Here is an 18596-nt window from a genome sequence, read left to right as displayed (position 1 = left end):
CGGTACGTCTGATGCGTCTCACCGTGGCCGGTGCGATGCTCACACCGAGGAGAGGCGGACCCCGTGAAGACGGATTTCAAGAAGACCATCGACGCCTACAGTGCCCGCGCCGGTCGGTTCGACACCGTCCGGGTGCCGCCACTGGACTACCTGATGGTCGACGGGCACGGCGACCCGAACACCGCGCCCGCCTACGGGGCGGCGATGGCGAGCCTCTACCCGCTGGCCTACGCGCTGAAGTTCCTCGGCAAGGCCGAACTGGGCCGTGACCACGTGGTGATGCCGTTGGAGGCCCTCTGGTGGTCCGACGACATGGACGCCTTCACATCGGCGCGCGACACGTCACGCTGGAGCTGGACGGTGATGATCATGGTCCCGGACTGGATCACTCCGGAGCACCTCACGGCGGCCGCCGTCCGCAAGGACATCGATCCCGCGGCGGTGCGGTTGGAACGCCTGGACGAGGGGCTGTGCGTGCAGACCCTGCACGTCGGCCCGTACGACGCCGAGGGCCCGGTCCTGGCCACGATGCACGACGAGGTCATCCCCGGCCGCGGACTGCGGATGACCGGCAGGCACCACGAGATCTACCTCAGCGACGCCCGACGGACGGCGCCGGCGAAGTTGCGGACCATCCTGCGCCAGCCCGTCGCCGAGGTGGCCGCGGCGGGCTGACGCAGGGAAGGCGACTCAGCCCGCGTTGCGCGCGTCCCGCCAGGCCGTCCACTGCCGCAGCTTGGCCAGGTCGTACTCGGGTCCGCCGACGCCCATCGTGAACAGGGTGACCCCGGCGTCGGCGATGGCGTTCACGGCCGCTTCGTCGAGGTCGCCGAGCTCGGTGGAGTGCTCGATCTCGGCGGGGTCGCGCCCGACATCGGCGCAGTGACCCTCGAGGATGCCGACCTTGCGGCGGTAGGTGTCCAGGTCGGAGAACGAGTGCCAGATGTCGCCGTGCTCGGCGACCTGGCGCAGCGTCTTCTTCTCACCACCCCCGCCGATCAGCACCGGGATGTGCCGGTTCGGCTGTGGGTTCAGCTTCGCCAGGCGGGCGTCGATGCGGTCCATGTACTCGGCGAACAGGTTGAGCCGGGAGCCGGCGGTGCCGAACTCGTAGCCGTACTCGGTGTAGTCCTTCTCGAACCAGCCGGCCCCCATGCCCAGGATGAAGCGGCCGCCGGAGATGTGGTCGATCGTGCGGGCCATGTCGGCCAGCAGGTCCGGGTTGCGGTAGCCGCCGCCGGTGACCAGCGCACCGAACTCGACGCGCTCGGTCTGCTCGGCCCAGGCGCCGAGCATGGTCCAGCACTCGAAGTGCTTGCCGTCCGGATCCCCGTACAGCGGGAAGAAGTGGTCCCAGTTCATGACGACGTCGGCGCCGCCCTCCTCGGCGCGCATCACGGCGTCGCGGAGCTGGCTGTAGTCGGCGTGCTGCGGATGCAGCTGGACGGCGATGCGGATCGGTCGAGTCATCGGTGTCTGCTTTCGATCGGCGGATTTCCCCCCGGATTCCTACCCCCTGCGCCCCCGGCCCGTGCGGGCGGGGCCGGGCACCCGGGTCGTGGGGATGCGGCGACACCCGTTGTCAGGACGAGGCAACGTCCGGGATGGCCCGGCCCGTCCTGGGGTGGGAGGGTCGAGGGACCGTCCGGAGAGGAGCCCGTGATGCGTGCTCGCGCGATCCTGCTGTTCGCCGCTCCGATCGTCGCGGTGATCCTGTTGTCGTGGGTGGCATGGGCCGTGTTCGGCGAATCGCACTCGGTCGCATCGGCAGCCGCGAGTCCGGTCGCGTGGATCCCTGTCGTCCCCGACCCGGACGACGACCCCCACGTGCCCGCGGAGTGCGACGGCCTGCCGGTGGAATTCGGGCGTGCGGTGACCGACCCCGCCGATGTCGTGGCGCTGACCCTCTGCTCCGCGGTGCCGCCGCCCGGCTGCGCCCAGGCGGAGCGCCTCGACCACTTCCTCACCGTGGTGACCGCGCCGCCGGCCGGCGGACCGTCGCCGGTCGGGGACGCGTTGTTCACCGTCCAGGCGGACGGCTGCCGTGTGGTCGTCGACGAGGGGTGGGCGGTCCTCGGCTTCGCCGACCCGGTGCCGGTGGAGCGGTTGCTGGCCGGAACGTCCTGACCGCTCAGACCACCGACGCTCCCGCCGCCCGGCCCGCCGACCGTCCGCTGAACAGGCACCCGCCGAGGAACGTCCCCTCCAGCGACCGGTAGCCGTGCACGCCGCCGCCGCCGAAACCGGCCGCTTCACCCGCCGCGTACAGGCCGGGGATCGGCTCGCCGCCCATCCGCAGCACACGCGACGACAGGTCGGTCTCCAGTCCGCCGAGGGTCTTGCGGGTCAGGATGTGCACCCGCACGGCGACCAGCGGACCGGCCGCCGGGTCGAGGAACTCGTGCGGCTCGACGGTGCGCATCTTCCGGTCGCCGAAATACCGGCGGGCGGCCACCACCGCGGCCAGCTGCGGATCCTTGCCCAATCCGGAGCGGACCTGCAGGTCACGGCCCTGCACCAGGCGGGTGACGGCCGCCGGGTCGATGAGGTCCTCGCCGGCCAGCGCGTTCATCTTCCCCACCAGCTCGGGCAGCGTCGCGGCGGTGAGGAAGTCCACGCCCCGCTCCTGGAAGAGCCTTACCGCGTCGGTCGGCCCGTCCGACAGCCGGTTCTTGAGCAGCGCACGCACCGACTTCCCGGTCATGTCGGTGTTCTGCTCCGACCCGGACAGCGCGAACTCCGGCCCGATGGTGCGCTGATTGAGCACCAGCCACGAGTGGCTGAAGCCGGTGGACAGGATGTGGTCGACGGTGCCACGGGTGTCGAATCCGGGCCACAGCGGCGACGGCAGCCGTTGGCCGCGCGCGTCGAGCCACAGCGACGACGGGCCGGCCAGGATGCGGATGCCGTGCGACGGCCAGATCGGCGCGTGGTTGACCACGCCCTCCGCGTAGTGCCACATCCGGTCGCTGTTGATGCGGTGACCGCCGGCCCGTTCGGCGACCTCGATCATGAGGCCGTCGGTGGACGCGGGCACCCCGGACAGCAGCTCGGCGGGTTGCGGCTTGTCGGCCGGCCAGAACCGCCGCACCAGGTCGAAGTTGCCGCCGATCCCGCCGGAGCAGACGATCACCGCCTGGGCCCGCAGGGTGAAGTCGGAGTCGACCTCCCGGGACGACGCCTCGCCGCGGGCCACGGCCGACGCCGCCAGCACCTCGCCGGCCACCCCGGTGACGGTGCCCGACTCGACGGTCAGCTCGGTGACCCGGTGCCGGAACCGGAACTGGATCCGGCCGTCGCGGACGTGCGTCATCACCCGCTTCAGGATCGGTGTGACCACGCCCGGGCCGGTGCCCCAGGCGAGGTGGAAGCGGGGGACCGAGTTGCCGTGGGCGCTGCCCTGGTAGCCGCCGCGCTCGGCCCACTGCACGATCGGGAACAGTCCGATGCCCTGCGCCCTGATCCAGCTGCGCATCTCTCCGGCCGCGAAGTCGACGAACCCCTCGGCCCACCTCCGCGGCCAGTGATCCTCCGGACGGTCGAAGCCGGCCGTGCCCATCCAGTCGGACAGGGCCAGGTCGGCGCTGTCGCGGATGCCGAGCCGGCGCTGCTCGGGGCTGTCGACCAGGAACAGCCCGCCGAGCGACCAGTAGGCCTGCCCACCGAGGCTGGCGGCCGGCTCCTGGTCGAGGACGACGACGCGGCGTCCCGCGTCGGCGGCCTCGGCGGCGGCCACCAGCCCGGCGAGACCGGCGCCGACGACCACGATGTCGGTGGTCAGGTTGCCCTGGCCGGTCGTCGCGGGGGCGCCGCCGGTGCGCTGCTCGGCCCCCAGCCCGGTCGGGGTGTCGGTCACGGTCATGGCTGCCTCGGTTCGCCTCGAAGTGGCTCGGAGTGGCCTGGGTCACTGGGTCCATTCGACCACGGATCACCGACACCGACGCGGGCGAGCCCGATCAGCGGCTCGTACCTGCGGTCACCACGGGCCGTCGGGCCGCGGTGCCGCAGCTGCGCCCGAGGATGCGTCTCCTGCCGTCGAGGATCCGTCGTGATGGCGGGCTCGCGCTCGGTGCTCGGCTTCCCGAGCTCGTGGCTGCCGCCGAGGACGCCCCCGTCGCTCCGCGGGAACACGGACAGGTCGTTCGCCGGGTCGATGTACCCGTGGCCGCGCTCGGGCCGTGGGCGCAGGAGGAGGATCCGGCCCCGCCCGGGGGGTCAGTTCCTCGTCACCGCACAGCTCCTTCGCGCTGAGGCCGGTGCAGTTCACCACCAGCGGCGGCGTCAGCGACTCCAGCTCGTCGGTGCTGGTGAACGCCGCGCCGGCGGGGCGTCGCCGGGGCGTGAGTTCCCGCACCGTGCGGCATGAAGTGCCACCACCGGACGTTGCACCGGCCGTGGAACAGACGGACGTCCTGGTCATCGGTGCGGGTCAGGCCGGTCTGAGCGCGGCCTACCACCTGCGCCGGACGGGCATCCCGCACGTCGTGCTGGACGCGAACGCAGCACCCGGGGGCGCCTGGCAGCACCGCTGGCCGACGCTGACCATGGCCACCGTCAACGGGATCCGCGAACTGCCGGACTTCCCGGTCCCGCCCGGGAACCCCGAGGAACGGGCCAGCGACGCCGTCCCGCGGTACTTCGCCGAGTACGAACGGGCCTTCGACCTGGACGTGCGGCGGCCGGTCCGGGTCCGTTCGGTGTCGTCCCGCGGCGACCTGCTGCTCGCGTCCACCGACACCGGCGACATCGCCGCCCGAGCGCTGATCAACGCCACCGGCACCTGGACGCGACCGTTCTGGCCGACCGTACCGGGGATGCGCGACTTCGCCGGGCGGCAGCTGCACACCGCCGACTACCCGGGCCCGGCCGCCTTCGCCGGACAGCGGATGCTCGTGGTCGGCGGCGGTGTCTCCGCCCTCCAGGCGCTGATGGAGCTGGGCCCGGTCACCGCCGCCCAGCACTGGATCACCCGCCGCCCACCCGCGTTCGTCGACCGCGAGTTCACCGCCGAGTTCGGCCGGGCCGCGGTCAGGCTCGTCGAGGACCGGGTCGCCGTCGGTCTCCCGCCGCGCTCGGTCGTCTCCGTCACCGGCCTGCCGTCGACCCCCGCGATCCGGCACGCTCAGGCGGCCGGCTTCCTCGACCGGCGGCCGATGTTCGACCGGCTCACCGTTGACGGTGCGGCCTGGGCCGACGGCTCGACGATCGCCGTGGACACCGTGCTCTGGGCGACCGGCTTCCGGGCCGCACTGGACCATCTGCGTCCGCTGCACCTGCGGGGACCCGGCGGCGGGATCGTCATGGACCGCACCGCCGTGGCCGCCGACCCGCGGATCCACCTCGTCGGCTACGGGCCGAGGGCCTCGACGGTCGGTGCGAACCGGGCCGGCCGGGCGGCGGTCGCCGTGATCCGGCGGTACCTCGACGCCGCCGATGCCGCCGATGCCCTCGGTTCGACGGGGATGTCGGCCTGAGGACGACGACAGGGGTGGTCCCGTCCGGAGACGGGACCACCCCTGCGCGTGTCGGTCAGGTCAGATCGCGGAGACCGCGGTGGCCTGCGGGCCCTTGTTGCCCTGCGTGACGGTGTAGGTGACGCGCTGGTTCTCCTCCAGCGAGCGGTACCCGGTGGTCTGGATCTCGGAGTAGTGGACGAAGACGTCCGCACCCGAATCGTCGGGCGTGATGAAGCCGTAGCCCTTTTCCGCGTTGAACCACTTGACGGTTCCGTTGGCCATGCCGTTCTCCCTGAGGCGATGTATCCGTCGGGGGAGCGCTGGTGCGACCCCCCGGGTCTGTCCACGAATCCGACATCTCTGGATACTTCGATCGAGAGAAAACTCGGGAAACGGCCCCGGAGCAGACTCCGGAACCGGACCCGGGAGGATGACCCGGGCCCCGAGGAGGAACCATGTTGCACGTGTCGAGCTGAGACCGAGGCCAGTGAAGCACGACCCCTCGCGCCAGGTCAAACCTTTGTGACCAGCAGCAACCGGGCTCTCGGAGCTTCCTCCGTCCGGCCGCGCGGCACCTGCGCGGGGGCCCGGTCACGGCGTCGCTACTCCGTCGTAACGAGGGGGTCGGTTCGGCAGAACGGTGACGAGGGTCGGCCCGAACGGGGTACGCCCGGGCGTGCGGGCGGCGTCGACGAAGACCCGGACCCGCCGGCCCTGCGTCGCGGAGAAGACCTCCCGGTGATGCGAAGGCCGCCAGCCGGGGGCGGGGGTCCCGCCGTTGCTCAGGTCGACGGGTTCGACGCCGTGGCGCGCCTCGGCGGCGGTCATCAGCAGCCGGGTCACGGGGACACGGGCCGCGCTCCCGGCCCCGTCAGTCCGGTCAGCCCGGTCGGCGGTGTCGTTCCGGTCGTTCCGGTCGACCTCGCCGATCCGATCGCCGGCGGCCACGGTCCCCAGGGCGGCCAACCGGTCCAGCAGCACCAGCACCGCCCGCCAGCGCTCGGGCACGTCGGCGATCGGTGTGCCGGTACCGACGAACGTCGTGGGCCACGCGGGTGCGGTCGCATCGGACGTGGCGATCCAGGCCGCGAGATCCGGCCCCGGCACCAGGAACAGCCGGCAGCCCTCGGGGGTGCCGTGCCAGGCGACGAGTCCGTCCGGGGTCCACACCACGCCGTCACTCCGGGCGGCCCGTCGCCGGAACGCGGCGGTGGCCCGGGCCACGGTCGGCGCTGTCCGGGTGAACCCGGCCGCGACCCCCGGCGAGAGGGCCCGGATGTCCGTGGCGGCGAAGGCGCGGTCCAGCGCGTCGAAGGTGGCCAGCGCGGACCAGGCGTCCTGCGCGGCGGTCGCGGCGTCCCGCAGCGGGGTGACGTCCGCGACGCCGGCCGTCTCGGCCAGGGCCCGCCCGGTCATCAGGGTCGCCCGGGTGCCGGCCGCCCGGGAGCGCAGCTGCGCCTCCATCCGGCCCGCCCGGGCCCGCCAGAGGGCGACGACGAGTCCGGTGGCGGCCCCGGTGAACAGCTCCACCGCGGAGCCGGCCCGCAGCTCGAGGTCCTCGACCGTCCCGGGCCGCGGGGGCGGCACCTCCGACCACGGATCGGCCACCGGCGGATGCGCAGCCAGCCGGGCGATCACCGCGTCGACCGAGCGCAGGTCGGTCAGCGCCCCACCGGCCGGGCGACGTACGGCGACGTACGGCGGGGAGCCGCCCGCGGACGCGGCGTCGAAGTGCAGGGGGCGGCGCGGGTCGAGCATGGGTTCGAGCTCGGTGAGCTTCATCGGCGGCCTGTCGGACAGTGGTCGACACGAGCCGACACCACGGAACGCGGGCCGGTCGGGCCCGCTGCAGACGTGACGCCGCGGCGCGCCCCGGGTCACGCGGGTCTTACAACCGCCCGGCGTCGATGATCCGGCGGAGGAACTGCTGGGTCCGCGGGTCGACGGGATCACCGAGCACCTGCGCCGGCGGGCCCTGCTCGGCGATGGTGCCGCCGGCCAGGAACAGCACCCGGTCGCTGATCTGCCGGGCGAAGCCCATCTCGTGGGTGGCGATCAGCATCGTCATGCCTTCGGTCGTGAGGTCGGCGAGCATCGCCAGCACCTCACCGACCAGCTCCGGATCCAGCGCCGACGTGACCTCGTCGAACAACATCAGCTTCGGCTGGTTGACCAGCGCCCGGGCGATGGCCACCCGTTGCTGCTGACCACCGGACAGCGAGTCGGGCCGCGCGGCCGCCTTGTCGCGCAGGCCGACCCGCTCCAGCAGGGTCAGCGCCGCCGCCTCCGCGGCATCCCGGCCGACCCCGTGCACCCGCCGCGGGGCCAGCGTCACGTTGTCCAGCACGCTCATGTGGGGGAACAGGTTGAACGACTGGAACACGATGCCGATCGACGCCCGGGACCGGTCGGGATCGATGCGGGGGTCGGTGATGTCGACGCCGTCGAGGACGATCTGCCCGTCGTCGACCGGCTCCAGCAGGTTGATGCAGCGCAGCAGGGTCGACTTCCCCGACCCGGACGCGCCGATCACGGTCACGCACTCGTGGGCGGCGACGTCGACGGAGAAGTCGTCCAGGATCAGCGCGTCGCCGTAGGACTTGCGCAGGTGGCGCACCGAGAGCAGCGCGTCGGACGACCCGGTCTCAGACAACCGAACCCCCGTTCCAGCCCTGCCGCCGCGCGACATGGTCGGTCAACCGCGTCATCGGGATCGTCAACAGGATGAACAGCAGCCCCGCGACCACGTACGGCGTGTAGTTGAACGTCCGGGCCGTCTCGATCTTGGCGTTCAGGATGGCGTCGTAGGCCACCGCGCCCAGGACGTACAGCAGGCCGGTGTCCTTCTGCAGCGCCACCATGTCGTTGAGCAGCGGCGGCAGCACCCGGCGCACCGCCTGTGGCACCACCACGAACCGCATCGTCTGGGCGTGGGACAGCCCGAGCGACCGGGACGCCGCGCGCTGTGACGGATGGATGGACTCGATGCCGGCGCGGAACACCTCCGACACGTACGCGCCGTAGACCAGCACCAGCGAGACGCAACCCCAGAACAGCGGGTCCCGGGGCAGGAACGACAGCCGCAGGCTGGGCACCCCGAACCCGAGCAGCAGCAGCACCAGGATCAGCGGCAACCCGCGGAAGACGTCCGCGTAGGCGGTGGCGAGGATCCGGACCGGGAAGAACACCGGGCCGCGCAGGGTCCTGGCCAGCGCCACGACCATGGCGAGGACGAGGATGCAGAGCCCGCAGGCCACCATTAACCGGACGTTGAGCCAGAGCCCCCGGAGGATGTCCGGCAGCACCTGCCAGCCGTAGCCGAGGTCGAAGAACGTGGAGCGGACGCGCGGCCAGCCCGACGAGTTGACCACGACGGTGACCAGCACGCCGACGACGACCGCGGTCGACACCAGCGCGATGAGCACGCTGCGCCGGCTGCGGGACCGGCGGTAGGCCCGCCGCTCGAGCTCGACCGCGGACGGCGTCCAGCCGCCCGGCGCGGACATCGGGATCAGGACAGTGCGGGAGCGCCGGTGTCGGCGATCCACTGCTGGGCCAGCGCGTCCAGGGTGCCGTCCTCGCGTAGGGCGTCGACGGCCGCGGTGACGCACGCCGTGAGCTCCGAGCCCTTGTCGAGCACCAGGCCGAACTGCTCGGTGTCGGCGGTGCTCGCGGGCAGCTGGCCGACGAGGGAGCCGTCCGGCAGCTGCGCGTTGGCGACGTAGAGCGCGCTGGGCAGGTCGAGGACGAGACCGTCGATCGAGCCGGCCTGCAGTGCCTGCACGCCCGCGTCGTTGGAATCGAAGATGGCCGGCTCGGAGCTGGGGGCGATCGACGCCGAGATCGCGTCCAGGCTCGTGGTGCCGATCATCGCGCCGAGCCGGGCGTCCTTGAGGCCGGCCAACGTGGTGACGCCCTCGATCGGGCTGCCCTTCACGGTGACGACGGCCTGCACCACGTCGTAGTAGCCCGAGGAGAAGTCCACCGCGGCCCGGCGCTCGTCGCTGATCGAGACCTGGTTGAGGTCGAAGTCGAAGTCCTTCGGGGTCGGCGCGATGACCGCCTCGAACGGCACCCGGGTCCAGGTGACCTGGGCCTTGTCGTACCCGAGCTGCTCGGCGACGGCGTAGGCCACCGCGGATTCGTAGCCCTGCCCGTTCGTCGGGTCGTTGTCCACGATCCACGGCTCGTAGGCGGGTTCGCTGGTGGCGATGGTCAGGGTGCCGGGCGACAGCGTGGGCAGCTCTCCCGGCGTGCAGCCCGCCGCGGCGCCACCACCGGACCCGGCCGGAGCCGACGCCGAACCGGCCGGAGCCGACGCCGACGGGTCCTCCGACGCCGACGCCGTGGCCGACGGACCCGTGCCGGCCGCGGCGGACGTCGACGTCGGAGTGGTCGACCCGGCGGCACCGTCAGCGCCGTCAGTGCTGCCGCAGCCGGTCAGGACGAGCAGGCCGGCGGTGCCGAGCGCGAGGGCCACCGAGCGGGCGGGATTCATCGGGATCTCCTGATGTCGGGCGGGTCCCGGGGCGTGCGGGATCGCGGTCGTACGGACGTGGCGGAGGGCGCGGTGCGGTACCGCCGGGACCGGACACCGCGTCGTGTCCGGCCCGGCGCCGAGGCCCACCGATGCGCACGACTGTAACCGGCAGGTCCGACACCCGACGAGGCGACGACGGGCGGCGCGGCCGGTGGCGGCGGGCCCGGCGGCCGACCCCGACGGCGGCGTTGTCCGAGGTCCGGGTCTGGGTACGGTCACCGCGACGGGGAACGCTGTGTGTCACGATCGGACATCACGCACCACGCGGGAACAACGGGCGGCGACATGACTCACCAAGGCGACAGCCACGACATCACCCATCGGCAGGCGGACCGCCGGTTCGTCGTGACCGAGGGCGGCGCCGACGTCGCGCACCTGGAATACGTGGTCCGGGACGGCGTCTGGTTCATCACGCACACCTTCACCGAGCCGGCGGCCCGCGGGCGCGGCCTGGCCGCCCGGGTCACCCGGGCGGCCCTCGAGGCCGCCCGGTCGGAGCACGTCACGGTGCGTCCGGTGTGCCCCTTCGTGGTCGACTACGTCGCGACGCACCCCGAGTACGCGGACGTCCTGGCGCCGGCGCGCGCGGAATGACGACCCAGCGTGGCCCGGGCAAGAACTGGTTGACCGCAGGCCCGATGCGGGGCTTCGGGGCCGTGCGCTCCACCGGCAAGCCCGTCCCCGGCTCCCTTCCCGCGGTGTCCCCGGCCACGGCCAACGCCGCGGAGGTCAACGCGGAGGCGGCGCTGGAACCGGCGCCCACCGAGCAGGTGAAGCTGGCGAACTCGCAGTCGCACAACGCCTCTCCGGAGGCCGTGCTCTCCAGCGGCCCGCGCCACCACTCACCGTTCCGGTGGGGGTTCCTCGGCGGCCTCGGAGTGCTGCTGGCCTGGATCGCCTACCAGTCGCTGGACTCGCTCCGCGGCACCCTCATCACCATCGCCGTGGCGGCGCTGCTCGCCATCGGCCTCGATCCGGCGGTCGGCTTCCTGATCCGCCGCGGCCTGCGCCGCGGATTGTCGGTGCTGGTCGTGATGCTCGGACTGCTGCTGGCCATCGCCGCCGCGGTCTACGCGGTGCTGCCGCCGATCGTCAACGAGGTCGCCGCCTTCATCGTGTCGGTCCCCGACCTGCTGGCGAACCTGCAGCAGAACGAGACCATCCGCAACTTCGACCAGAAGTTCGGGGTCATCGACCAGATCCAGAACTCCAGCTTCCTGCAGAACCTGGCGGCCGGCGCCGGCACCACGGTGCTGACCGCGAGCGTGACCGTCGCCGGGCTGATCGTGGACCTGCTCATCGTGCTGGTGCTGACGCTGTACTTCCTGGCCGGCTTCCCCAAGATCAAGCGGGCGGCGTACCGGCTGGCTCCGGCGTCCCGGCGCGAGCGGGTCACCGAGCTGGGCGAGGTCATCCTGCGCCAGATGGGCGGCTACCTCGGTGGGGCCACCCTCATCGCCCTCCAGGCGGGCATCTTCGCCGGCATCTTCGCCTCGATCGTCGGGCTGCCGTACCCGTGGGCGATCGCGCTGGGCGCCGCGCTGCTCGACTTCATCCCCGTCGTCGGGCCGATCGTCATCGGGGTCTCGATGATGCTGCTCGGTTTCACGGTCTCGGTGACCGTCGGCATCGTGGCGGGGGCCGTCTACCTGGTCCAGCACCTCTTCGAGGCCTATTGGCTGTACCCGCGGGTGATGGAACGCGCGATGAGCATCAGCACCGGATCCGTCGTGGTCGCGATCGTCATCGGCGGTGCCCTGCTCGGGGTCACCGGTGCGTTGATGGCGGTGCCGGTGGCGGCCGCCATCCAGCTGATCATCCGTGAGGTCGTCTTCCCGATGCAGGACCGCGCCTGACCCGGTGTCCTCGTCGGGCAGCTCGGGTTGGCCGGCACCGCGGCCCGGGACCGCGTCCACCGACGGGGTCGGCGACCGGGTGGCCGGTGACCGTCGGTGATGCGGCCGTTCGAGTCGGCGCGGCGGTGCCCGAACGGTAGACGGCGCCCGTGACGGCCTGTTCATGTGACCCAACGCACGCTGTCTGACGGACAGTTATACAGGTATTACTTTGAGTAGTCACTACCGTGGCTCTGAGTGATCACCGTGCGGTCCGCCTGAAAGGTCCATCATGACGCCTGTCCCGAACGCCCGGGCGCGATCCGGAGGGCAGCGTCCCGCTGTCGTCCGCGCGCTCGCCGGCGTCGCCGTCGCCGCCGTGGTCGGCGGCCTGCTCGTGCCCGTGGCGACGTCCGGCCCCGCCGCCGCCGCTCCCGCACCGAGCGCCGCAGCCGTGGTGGCACTGCCCGTGGTGACCCAGGACGTCTCCCCGCTCGACGTCTTCGACGCCGAGCTGCTGCGGCTGGTCAACGCGGCTCGGGCCGGCGCCGGCGTGGCGCCGGTCCAGGAGGCGCGCGGTCTCGACCGGCTGTCGGCCTGGTGGTCCGGGCAACTGGCCGCCGGCACCGGCACCCTGGCGCACAACCCCACCGGACTGGCCATGGTCACCGAGTACGGCGCCGGCACCCGCACGCTGTGGGCCGAGAACGTCGCCAAGCTGTCGCCGGCCTCGGCGGTGACCGCACAGAGCCTGTTCGACACCTACCTCGCGTCACCGACCCACCGGGCCAACATCCTGAACCCGAAGTTCGGCTACATCGGGGTCGGCTCCGTCACCGCGGCCGGGATCAGCTTCAACACCGTGAACTTCACCGACGCCGTCGACGCCGGCCAGACGTTCGACCCGAGGGCGGCGGCCACCCCCGTCGGGCAGTTCCAGTCGCTGACGGCGACCGGTGCGACCGTCCGGCTCACCGGCTGGGGGCTGGACCCCGAACTCGCGACCGCCGCCTCCACCATCCGCGTCACCGACACCGCCCCCGACGGCTCCGTCGCCACCTCGACCGCGCAGGCCTCGATCGCCCGGCCCGAGCTGGCCGCCGATCGTCCGGCGTCCGGCGCGGCGCACGGTTTTGACCACTCGTACGTCACCGCCGGCCGTGGTGGGCACACCGTCTGCGCGACCGTCGTGGACACCGGCGCCGGGCTGGGCGACACCGCCCTCGGTTGCCTGACCTACACCGTCGGCGATCCGGTCGGCGGTGTGGAGAGCGCCACCGTCACCGGCCGCACGCTCACCGTCGCCGGTTGGGCGGTGGATCCGGATCAGCCGACGGCCGCGGCCACCGTCACCGTCACCGACCGGCTCGCCGGTGGTCCGGCCACGTCGACCACGGTCGTCGCCTCGGCGCCGCACGCAGGCGCCGACCGCGCGGTCCCGGGCGCCGGCCCGGCACACGGATTCACCGTGACGGCGCCGATCTCCGGCGTCGGCGAGCACGCCGTCTGCGCCACCGTCGCCGGTGTCCGGGCCGCGGGTGTCGTCACCGACCTCGGCTGCCGCACGGTCACCGTCACCCCGGCCACCCCGGTCGGCGCCTTCGACACCGTCGGGACCCCGGACCGCCGTTCGGTCAGTGTCACCGGCTGGGCCGCCGACCCGGACGCCCCGACGACGCCGTCCACGGTCGCGGTCGTGATCACCAACAGCGCCGGGACCACCACGACGACCCTCGACGCGGCGACCGGTTACCCGGTGGACCTCGGGTCCGGCCTCGGCCGGGACCACGCCTTCAGCGCGACGCTGCCCCTCACCGCCGACGGGGTCAACACGGTCTGCGTCCGGTCGGTCAGCCGCAGCACCGCCACGGTGACCACCGATCTCGGGTGCCGCACCGTCACCGTCGCCTGGATGCACGGGTGGCTGGACAAGATCACCCCCGCCACCGCCGGGGGCGTGCGCACGCTGACCGTCGCGGGCTGGGCGATCGACCAGGGCGTGCCCACCACGCCGACCCCGGTCCAGCTGAAGGTGACCGGCCCGAGCGGCTACACCACGACCACCACCGTCACGGCGAACGCCTCCCGTGCCGACGTCGGGCGGGCGTTCCCGGGGACCGGCGCCAACCATGGATACCTGGCCACCCTCAAGGTGCCGGCGGCCGGCTCCTACCAGGTCTGCGCCACCGAGGTCAGCCCCCGGAACCCGGCGCTGACCAAGCTGCTGCGGTGCCTGTCGGTGACGGTGGGCTGACGACCGGGACGAGGACGGGCCGGTGCGCGTGCTGCGCACCGGCCCGTCGTGCTGTCCGCGATCGCGGTCCGGTGCCTCAGTCGGCCTGGTCGGCCGTCCGCCGGCGGGTGCTGACGACGCCGATGACGACGACCAGCACCACCACGACGGCGGCGCCGAGCACCCACACCCACGCCGGGATCGAGTCCGACGGTGTGGCAGCGCCGGCGTCCGCCGGGTTGGCGGTGCCGCCACCGGCCGTGGTGAGCGTGAAGGTCGTCGTGCCCTCCACCGGGTGCCCGTCGGCCGAGACGACGCGGTAGGCGATCGTGTAGTCGCCGGCCGGACCGAGGGTGTTCACCGGCACTGACACGGTGTTGTTGAGCACCGTGACCGGTGACCCCTCCCAGCGGTCCCCGGCCGGTCCCACCACCGTCACGACGGGCTGCAGGTTCTGCACCACGTCGTTGAACGTCAGCGTCACCGTGGCCGGCGACGAGTCCAGGGTGGCGGCGTCCGCCGGGTCGCTGGCGGTCAGCGCGTTGTGGGCCCACGCCGGGCCGGCCCCGACGAGGGCGAGGGCGCCGACCACCAGGGCGACGAGGGCGGCGCGGGTGGACCGGCGGGGGACTCTCATGCGGCTCCTCGATCGTCCGGGACGGCTCGCGACCGTCGGCCACGGGCCAGCACCAGTCCGGTGCCGACCCCGGCGAGGCCGACGACGATGCCTGCGATACCCAGTACCCGGGCGGTGGTGTCCGTCGCCGGGGCCGACGGCGCCGACTCGGTCCCGGCCTGGTCGGTGGCGGTGTCCACGGGGGTGATCGTGAGCTGCGGCGCCGGGTGCTCCGGCTCCTCGCCGCTCCCCGGCGTCGGTTCGCTCCAGCTCACCACCTCGCCGTCGTCGTAGGTCTGGACGGCCGGGAACTGCATCGAGGCCACGTCCGGGACCGGTCCGACCAGGAGGTTGAAGACGGTGAACTCGTGCGGCGGCAGTCCGGCGCCGTCGGCGGTGAAGGTGACGCCGGTGACGGCCTCGTCGAGCGTGAAGTTGCCGACGGTGACCGGGGCGGGCAGCGCCGTCTCGATGACGTCGATCGTCCAGCCCGGGATCTGCTGGGCGGAGACGAAGCCGAACGGGGTGTCGGCCGGCAGTTGGATCTCGACCTTGGTGGTGTTGGCGGTGTCGCTCTCGTTCGGCACCCGGAAGCCGATGGTGGTGTAGCCGCCGGCGACGACCGACTCGGGGGTGACGGTCACATGGGCCAGGGCGGTGCCGGCACCGAGCAGCAGCGCGGCGCCGCCGGCGACCAGGACGGTGGTGGCGCGCCGGATCCGGCGCGCGGTGGAACGGTGGTGCTGGGTCATTGCGGAGGTCCCCTCAGGGCGTGGCTGCGCGGACGCCCACCCTCGGCGGGCGTGGCGCAGGGGTCAACAGGACGGAGCGGGCTCCGTCGGTGGACCACGCCGGGAGACCGACGAGCCGGTCAGCCGGGACCGCAGGACACGGCCCGCGCGGTCGACGACGGCGGTCCACGCGGCCGTCGCGGCCACCGGGGGCAGCGCCCCGAGCCGGGGGCGGAGCCGGGTCAGCCAGCCGTGCAGCGCGAACAGCAGCCGCTCGCCGTGGCTGAACATCAGCGCGGTGACGAGGGCGGCCAGCACGTGGAAGGCGAGCATCAAGATCGGGTCCCCGGGATCGGACACCGGATGGTGGGTGCCGGCCAGGGACAGCACGAGGTGGAATCCGACCTGGGTGCCGGCCATGGCCACGAGCAGCGCAGGGAACCGCTGCCGCCGGGTGGCCAGCGGCAGCAGCGCCACGACCAGCAGCGCACACATCGCCGTCAGCAGCGGGAGGTCCGGTGGTGTGCCGCCACCGGCGAGGTGGCCGATCACGGCGATCTGCGCTGCGAGGAGCGCGAACGCGCCGGCACGGACGGACCGCCAGCGGCCGTCGGTGGGGGCGGACACGTTCCGGAGCCTATCGTCCGGCGACCGGACGGGCCCGTCGCCGGGACCGGCGGCGGTCAGTCGTGGGAGTGCAGCAGGTGGGTGATGAGGTCGCGTTCGAGCTTGTCCAACTCGCGCTCGACCGCCGCGACCGTGGGCTTGCGGCGGGCCGCCGGCATCGGCGCGGCGGCGTTCACCGCGATCCCCAGGTCGGTCAGCGTGGTCATCGTGCGGTCGGCGAAGTCGGTGACCGTGGCGTCGCCACCGCGGCGCTCCTTCAGTTCCCGCACCGCGGCGGCCACGGCGTCCAGCCGGGCGCGGACCGGGCCGGTCGGGCCGCGGTAGAGGGCGACGTCGTCGACGGGGACGCCGAGCTTCTTGGCCCGCTGCTGGTCGGCGAGCAGCCGGACGTTGTCGACGGCCTTGAGCGCGACGGGGGCGAGCATGGGTGCGACCACCTGACCGACGCTCATCAGCCGCTTGGTCTTCTTGGGGTCGCCGAGGGTGCGCGCCACCGAGGACGCGAGCCGGGTCGCCCGGGAGGGCTTGCGGCCGGCCACCTTGTCGAGGGCGGCGGCTCCCAGCCGGAGTGCCGCGTTGTTGCCCACCATGTCGTGCAGACCGCCTCGCGTCGCGTGCCGCCGCCAGACCGCCGGCGACTGTGGATGTGTGCACCGCTTCCGGTACCCGCCTGGCGGCGTCGCCACCGGTCGTCTGCCGAGCCTAGCCGGACCCGTCCGGCCGGCGGGGACCCGTCCGGCCGGCGGGATCGGCGACGGTCCGGCTCCGTCAGCGAGCTCTGTCGGTGCCGACGCCTAGCCTGATCACTGTCAAGGCGGGCGTGTCGATCGAGGTGTGGCAGTGCAGACAGGACAGACCGAACGGGTCCGGCTCGGAGCAGGCTCCGCGTCGTCCTGCCGTCGGCGCATCCACCTCGACCACGACCCGACCGCGGACCCCACCGCCCGTTCCGCCCCCGATCCGGCCGCCGCGTTGATCCGCCGCGAGATCGGGGTGCACCGCGTCGAGATGGCCGCGCGGGTCGACGTCGACGGCGCCCGGCTCGCCCAGGACCTGCGCTCCGGGAGCCGCCAGGCGGTCGTCGACATCCTGGTGCCGGGGCCGGACGGCGGCTGGATCCCCGTGCTGATCAAGGGTCACCGGACGCTCGACGCCGGGGCCGGCGCGGTGGTGTCGTCGCTGACCGACCCGCTGCGGTGGGTGTCGTCGGGTGAGCTGCGGGTGCGCCCGCACCACGAGGACGCGCTGGCGCTGGCGCACTGCCACCGGCTGCTCGGCGAGCTCGGGCTGGCCGGGCCGCGGGCCGTCGGCGGCGTGATCGGCCGGGGCAACGCCGACGACACCACGATCTGCTGGTACGACCTGGCCGCGCCCGGGGGCGTGGCCGCGGTGTCGTTCGGGGCGGTGTCGTTCGGGCTCGGTGCGGGCGGCTCGGCCGCCGACGGCGGCCCGGGACCGGCGCCCGGGTCCGCGCCCAGCATCCTCGACGACTACGACGCCCGTTTCGCCGACCGGCTGGCGGTGGCCGAGGCCGCACTGCGGCGCGAGCGGCCGCTGGCGTCGCCGAGCCGGGTGTCGGAGTGCCGCCGCTGCCCGTGGAACCCCGTGTGCACGGTCGAGTTGACCCTCGGTCGGGACGTCTCGCTGATCGCGCCCGGCGCCGACGCCGCCGGGTTGCGTGCGGTCGGGGTGGTCACCATCGACGACCTGGCTTTGGCCGACGACGACCAGCTCGCCGCGGTGGCGCCGTCCCGCTCCACGGGCGCGCTGCGCGGTCCGGAGCTGCGGTTGCGGGCGCGCGCCTGGCAGGCCGACGCGGTGCTGATCCGGCGGCGCGACGCGGTGCAGGTGCCGCGGGCCGACATCGAACTCGACGTCGACATGGAGTGCTTCATCGACGACGGCGCCTATCTGTGGGGGACCTACCTCAGCGGGACGGCGGCCGGGATGACCGCGGCCACCGGTGCCGGGTTCGAAGGCGGTTACCAGCCGTTCGTCACCTGGCATCCCCTGCCCGACCGCGCCGAGGGCGTCATGTTCGCCGAGTTCTGGGCGTATCTGCGGGAGCTGCAGCTGGTCGCCAACGACGCCGGTCTGACCTTCGCCGCCTACTGCTATTCACGGCAGGCCGAGGAGCGGTGGTTGTTCTCCACGCCGGCGCGGTACCCCGACGTCCCCGGAATGCCCAGCGCCCAGGAGGTCCGGGCGTTCACGTCGAGCGCGTCGTGGGTGGACATGTACGAGATGCTGGGCCGCGAGTTCCTCGCCGCCGGGTCCAAGCGGCTCAAGACGGTGGCGCCGCTGGCCGGGTTCAACTGGCGTGACCCCGAGCCCGACGGCGCCAACTCCATGGTCTGGTACCGGGCCGCGGTGGGCGCCGACGGGGCGCCGCCCTCGGAGAGTCAGAAGCGCCGGCTGCTCGAGTACAACGAGGACGACGTTCTCGCGACGCTGGCCCTTCGGCGCTGGATGAGCGACGGCGCCGCCGCCGACACCCCGACCGTCGCCGAGCTGTCCGTCCCCCGTGACCCGCTGGAGCGGCTGGCGGGCTGATCCGG

Annotated in this window: 18 protein-coding genes; 7 read left to right on the top strand and 11 right to left on the bottom strand. The window is 73.2% G+C overall.

What is annotated here, in order from left to right; translation table 11 throughout:
- The first annotated feature begins 63 nt into the window (after window positions 1–63).
- Window positions 64–675 (top strand): GyrI-like domain-containing protein, encoded by a 612-nt coding sequence (locus tag DB033_RS17740; protein ID WP_111768170.1) that lies wholly within the window; start codon window positions 64–66, stop codon window positions 673–675.
- Window positions 676–690: 15 nt separating this feature from the next.
- On the opposite strand, the gene DB033_RS17735 is transcribed toward DB033_RS17740, so the two are convergent.
- Complete coding sequence (locus tag DB033_RS17735) at window positions 691–1470, bottom strand: LLM class F420-dependent oxidoreductase (RefSeq protein WP_111768169.1); 780 nt, start codon at window positions 1468–1470, stop codon at window positions 691–693.
- 192 nt (window positions 1471–1662) lie between these two features.
- On the opposite strand from DB033_RS17735, the gene DB033_RS17730 reads away from it, so the two are divergent.
- Window positions 1663–2127, top strand: coding sequence for a hypothetical protein (locus DB033_RS17730; protein WP_111768168.1), 465 nt, complete (start codon window positions 1663–1665; stop codon window positions 2125–2127).
- A 4-nt stretch (window positions 2128–2131) separates the two neighbouring features.
- On the opposite strand, the gene DB033_RS17725 is transcribed toward DB033_RS17730, so the two are convergent.
- Complete coding sequence (locus tag DB033_RS17725; RefSeq protein ID WP_111768167.1) at window positions 2132–3862, bottom strand: FAD-binding dehydrogenase; 1731 nt, start codon at window positions 3860–3862, stop codon at window positions 2132–2134.
- A gap of 532 nt (window positions 3863–4394) precedes the next feature.
- Here DB033_RS17725 and DB033_RS17720 point away from each other — a divergent pair.
- On the top strand, window positions 4395–5474 hold the full coding sequence (locus DB033_RS17720; RefSeq protein WP_111768427.1) for an FAD-dependent oxidoreductase: 1080 nt from the start codon (window positions 4395–4397) through the stop codon (window positions 5472–5474).
- A 60-nt stretch (window positions 5475–5534) separates the two neighbouring features.
- On the opposite strand, the gene DB033_RS17715 is transcribed toward DB033_RS17720, so the two are convergent.
- The 5 genes from DB033_RS17715 to DB033_RS17695 all read right to left on the bottom strand — a co-directional run bounded on the left by DB033_RS17715 (window position 5535) and on the right by DB033_RS17695 (window position 9954).
- Entirely contained in the window at window positions 5535–5738 is a 204-nt protein-coding gene (locus tag DB033_RS17715) for a cold-shock protein (RefSeq protein ID WP_111768166.1), read from the bottom strand.
- A gap of 309 nt (window positions 5739–6047) precedes the next feature.
- Entirely contained in the window at window positions 6048–7238 is a 1191-nt protein-coding gene (locus tag DB033_RS17710) for a hypothetical protein (protein WP_111768165.1), read from the bottom strand.
- 106 nt (window positions 7239–7344) lie between these two features.
- Window positions 7345–8145, bottom strand: coding sequence for an amino acid ABC transporter ATP-binding protein (locus DB033_RS17705; protein WP_111768164.1), 801 nt, complete (start codon window positions 8143–8145; stop codon window positions 7345–7347).
- Window positions 8102–8962: an amino acid ABC transporter permease gene (locus DB033_RS17700; RefSeq protein WP_111768163.1), complete on the bottom strand. Its 861-nt coding sequence runs from the start codon at window positions 8960–8962 to the stop codon at window positions 8102–8104. Before DB033_RS17700 ends, DB033_RS17705 begins: the two co-directional genes overlap by 44 nt.
- 5 nt (window positions 8963–8967) lie before the next feature.
- Complete coding sequence (locus DB033_RS17695) at window positions 8968–9954, bottom strand: ABC transporter substrate-binding protein (RefSeq protein WP_111768162.1); 987 nt, start codon at window positions 9952–9954, stop codon at window positions 8968–8970.
- A 327-nt stretch (window positions 9955–10281) separates the two neighbouring features.
- On the opposite strand from DB033_RS17695, the gene DB033_RS17690 reads away from it, so the two are divergent.
- The 3 genes from DB033_RS17690 to DB033_RS17675 all read left to right on the top strand — a co-directional run bounded on the left by DB033_RS17690 (window position 10282) and on the right by DB033_RS17675 (window position 14085).
- A complete protein-coding gene (locus tag DB033_RS17690) occupies window positions 10282–10590 on the top strand; it encodes a GNAT family N-acetyltransferase (protein WP_111768161.1) in 309 nt (102 codons plus the stop codon).
- A complete protein-coding gene (locus tag DB033_RS17685) occupies window positions 10587–11852 on the top strand; it encodes an AI-2E family transporter (protein WP_111768160.1) in 1266 nt (421 codons plus the stop codon). Before DB033_RS17690 ends, DB033_RS17685 begins: the two co-directional genes overlap by 4 nt.
- Before the next feature lie 271 nt (window positions 11853–12123).
- Window positions 12124–14085, top strand: coding sequence for a CAP domain-containing protein (locus DB033_RS17675; RefSeq protein WP_157970775.1), 1962 nt, complete (start codon window positions 12124–12126; stop codon window positions 14083–14085).
- Between the two features lie 76 nt (window positions 14086–14161).
- Here DB033_RS17675 and DB033_RS17670 read toward each other — a convergent pair whose 3' ends face one another.
- From DB033_RS17670 to DB033_RS17655, 4 genes are all read right to left on the bottom strand, one after another.
- Window positions 14162–14701, bottom strand: coding sequence for a copper resistance CopC family protein (locus tag DB033_RS17670; protein ID WP_111768158.1), 540 nt, complete (start codon window positions 14699–14701; stop codon window positions 14162–14164).
- On the bottom strand, window positions 14698–15432 hold the full coding sequence (locus DB033_RS17665; protein WP_111768157.1) for a YcnI family copper-binding membrane protein: 735 nt from the start codon (window positions 15430–15432) through the stop codon (window positions 14698–14700). The genes DB033_RS17670 and DB033_RS17665 overlap by 4 nt, the downstream gene beginning before the upstream one ends.
- 63 nt (window positions 15433–15495) lie before the next feature.
- Entirely contained in the window at window positions 15496–16038 is a 543-nt protein-coding gene (locus tag DB033_RS17660; protein WP_111768156.1) for a hypothetical protein, read from the bottom strand.
- A 56-nt stretch (window positions 16039–16094) separates the two neighbouring features.
- Window positions 16095–16628 carry a DUF6474 family protein gene (locus DB033_RS17655; protein ID WP_111768155.1) on the bottom strand — a complete coding sequence of 178 codons (534 nt, stop codon included), beginning with the start codon at window positions 16626–16628 and terminating at the stop codon, window positions 16095–16097.
- A gap of 250 nt (window positions 16629–16878) precedes the next feature.
- Here DB033_RS17655 and DB033_RS17650 point away from each other — a divergent pair, with 250 nt between their 5' ends.
- Window positions 16879–18591, top strand: coding sequence for a TM0106 family RecB-like putative nuclease (locus tag DB033_RS17650; RefSeq protein ID WP_111768154.1), 1713 nt, complete (start codon window positions 16879–16881; stop codon window positions 18589–18591).
- Window positions 18592–18596: the final 5 nt, after the last annotated feature.

The sequence above is a fragment of the Nakamurella deserti genome (assembly GCF_003260015.1).
Classification (GTDB): domain Bacteria; phylum Actinomycetota; class Actinomycetes; order Mycobacteriales; family Nakamurellaceae; genus Nakamurella; species Nakamurella deserti.
The sequence above is the reverse complement of the archived record's forward strand: the minus strand, read 5'-3'. Positions and strand labels throughout refer to the sequence as shown.

Bases quoted from the DNA above. Each gene is read 5' to 3' on its own strand.
- DB033_RS17695 (WP_111768162.1), bottom strand. From the start codon at position 9,954: ATGAATCCCGCCCGCTCGGTGGCCCTCGCGCTCGGCACCGCCGGCCTG.
- DB033_RS17670 (WP_111768158.1), bottom strand. From the start codon at position 14,701: ATGAGAGTCCCCCGCCGGTCCACCCGCGCCGCCCTCGTCGCCCTGGTG.
- DB033_RS17730 (WP_111768168.1), top strand. From the start codon at position 1,663: ATGCGTGCTCGCGCGATCCTGCTGTTCGCCGCTCCGATCGTCGCGGTG.
- DB033_RS17700 (WP_111768163.1), bottom strand. From the start codon at position 8,962: ATGTCCGCGCCGGGCGGCTGGACGCCGTCCGCGGTCGAGCTCGAGCGG.
- DB033_RS17705 (WP_111768164.1), bottom strand. From the start codon at position 8,145: ATGTCGCGCGGCGGCAGGGCTGGAACGGGGGTTCGGTTGTCTGAGACC.
- DB033_RS17735 (WP_111768169.1), bottom strand. From the start codon at position 1,470: ATGACTCGACCGATCCGCATCGCCGTCCAGCTGCATCCGCAGCACGCC.
- DB033_RS17655 (WP_111768155.1), bottom strand. From the start codon at position 16,628: ATGGTGGGCAACAACGCGGCACTCCGGCTGGGAGCCGCCGCCCTCGAC.
- DB033_RS17675 (WP_157970775.1), top strand. From the start codon at position 12,124: ATGACGCCTGTCCCGAACGCCCGGGCGCGATCCGGAGGGCAGCGTCCC.
- DB033_RS17685 (WP_111768160.1), top strand. From the start codon at position 10,587: ATGACGACCCAGCGTGGCCCGGGCAAGAACTGGTTGACCGCAGGCCCG.
- DB033_RS17715 (WP_111768166.1), bottom strand. From the start codon at position 5,738: ATGGCCAACGGAACCGTCAAGTGGTTCAACGCGGAAAAGGGCTACGGC.
- DB033_RS17690 (WP_111768161.1), top strand. From the start codon at position 10,282: ATGACTCACCAAGGCGACAGCCACGACATCACCCATCGGCAGGCGGAC.
- DB033_RS17710 (WP_111768165.1), bottom strand. From the start codon at position 7,238: ATGAAGCTCACCGAGCTCGAACCCATGCTCGACCCGCGCCGCCCCCTG.
- DB033_RS17665 (WP_111768157.1), bottom strand. From the start codon at position 15,432: ATGACCCAGCACCACCGTTCCACCGCGCGCCGGATCCGGCGCGCCACC.
- DB033_RS17725 (WP_111768167.1), bottom strand. From the start codon at position 3,862: ATGACCGTGACCGACACCCCGACCGGGCTGGGGGCCGAGCAGCGCACC.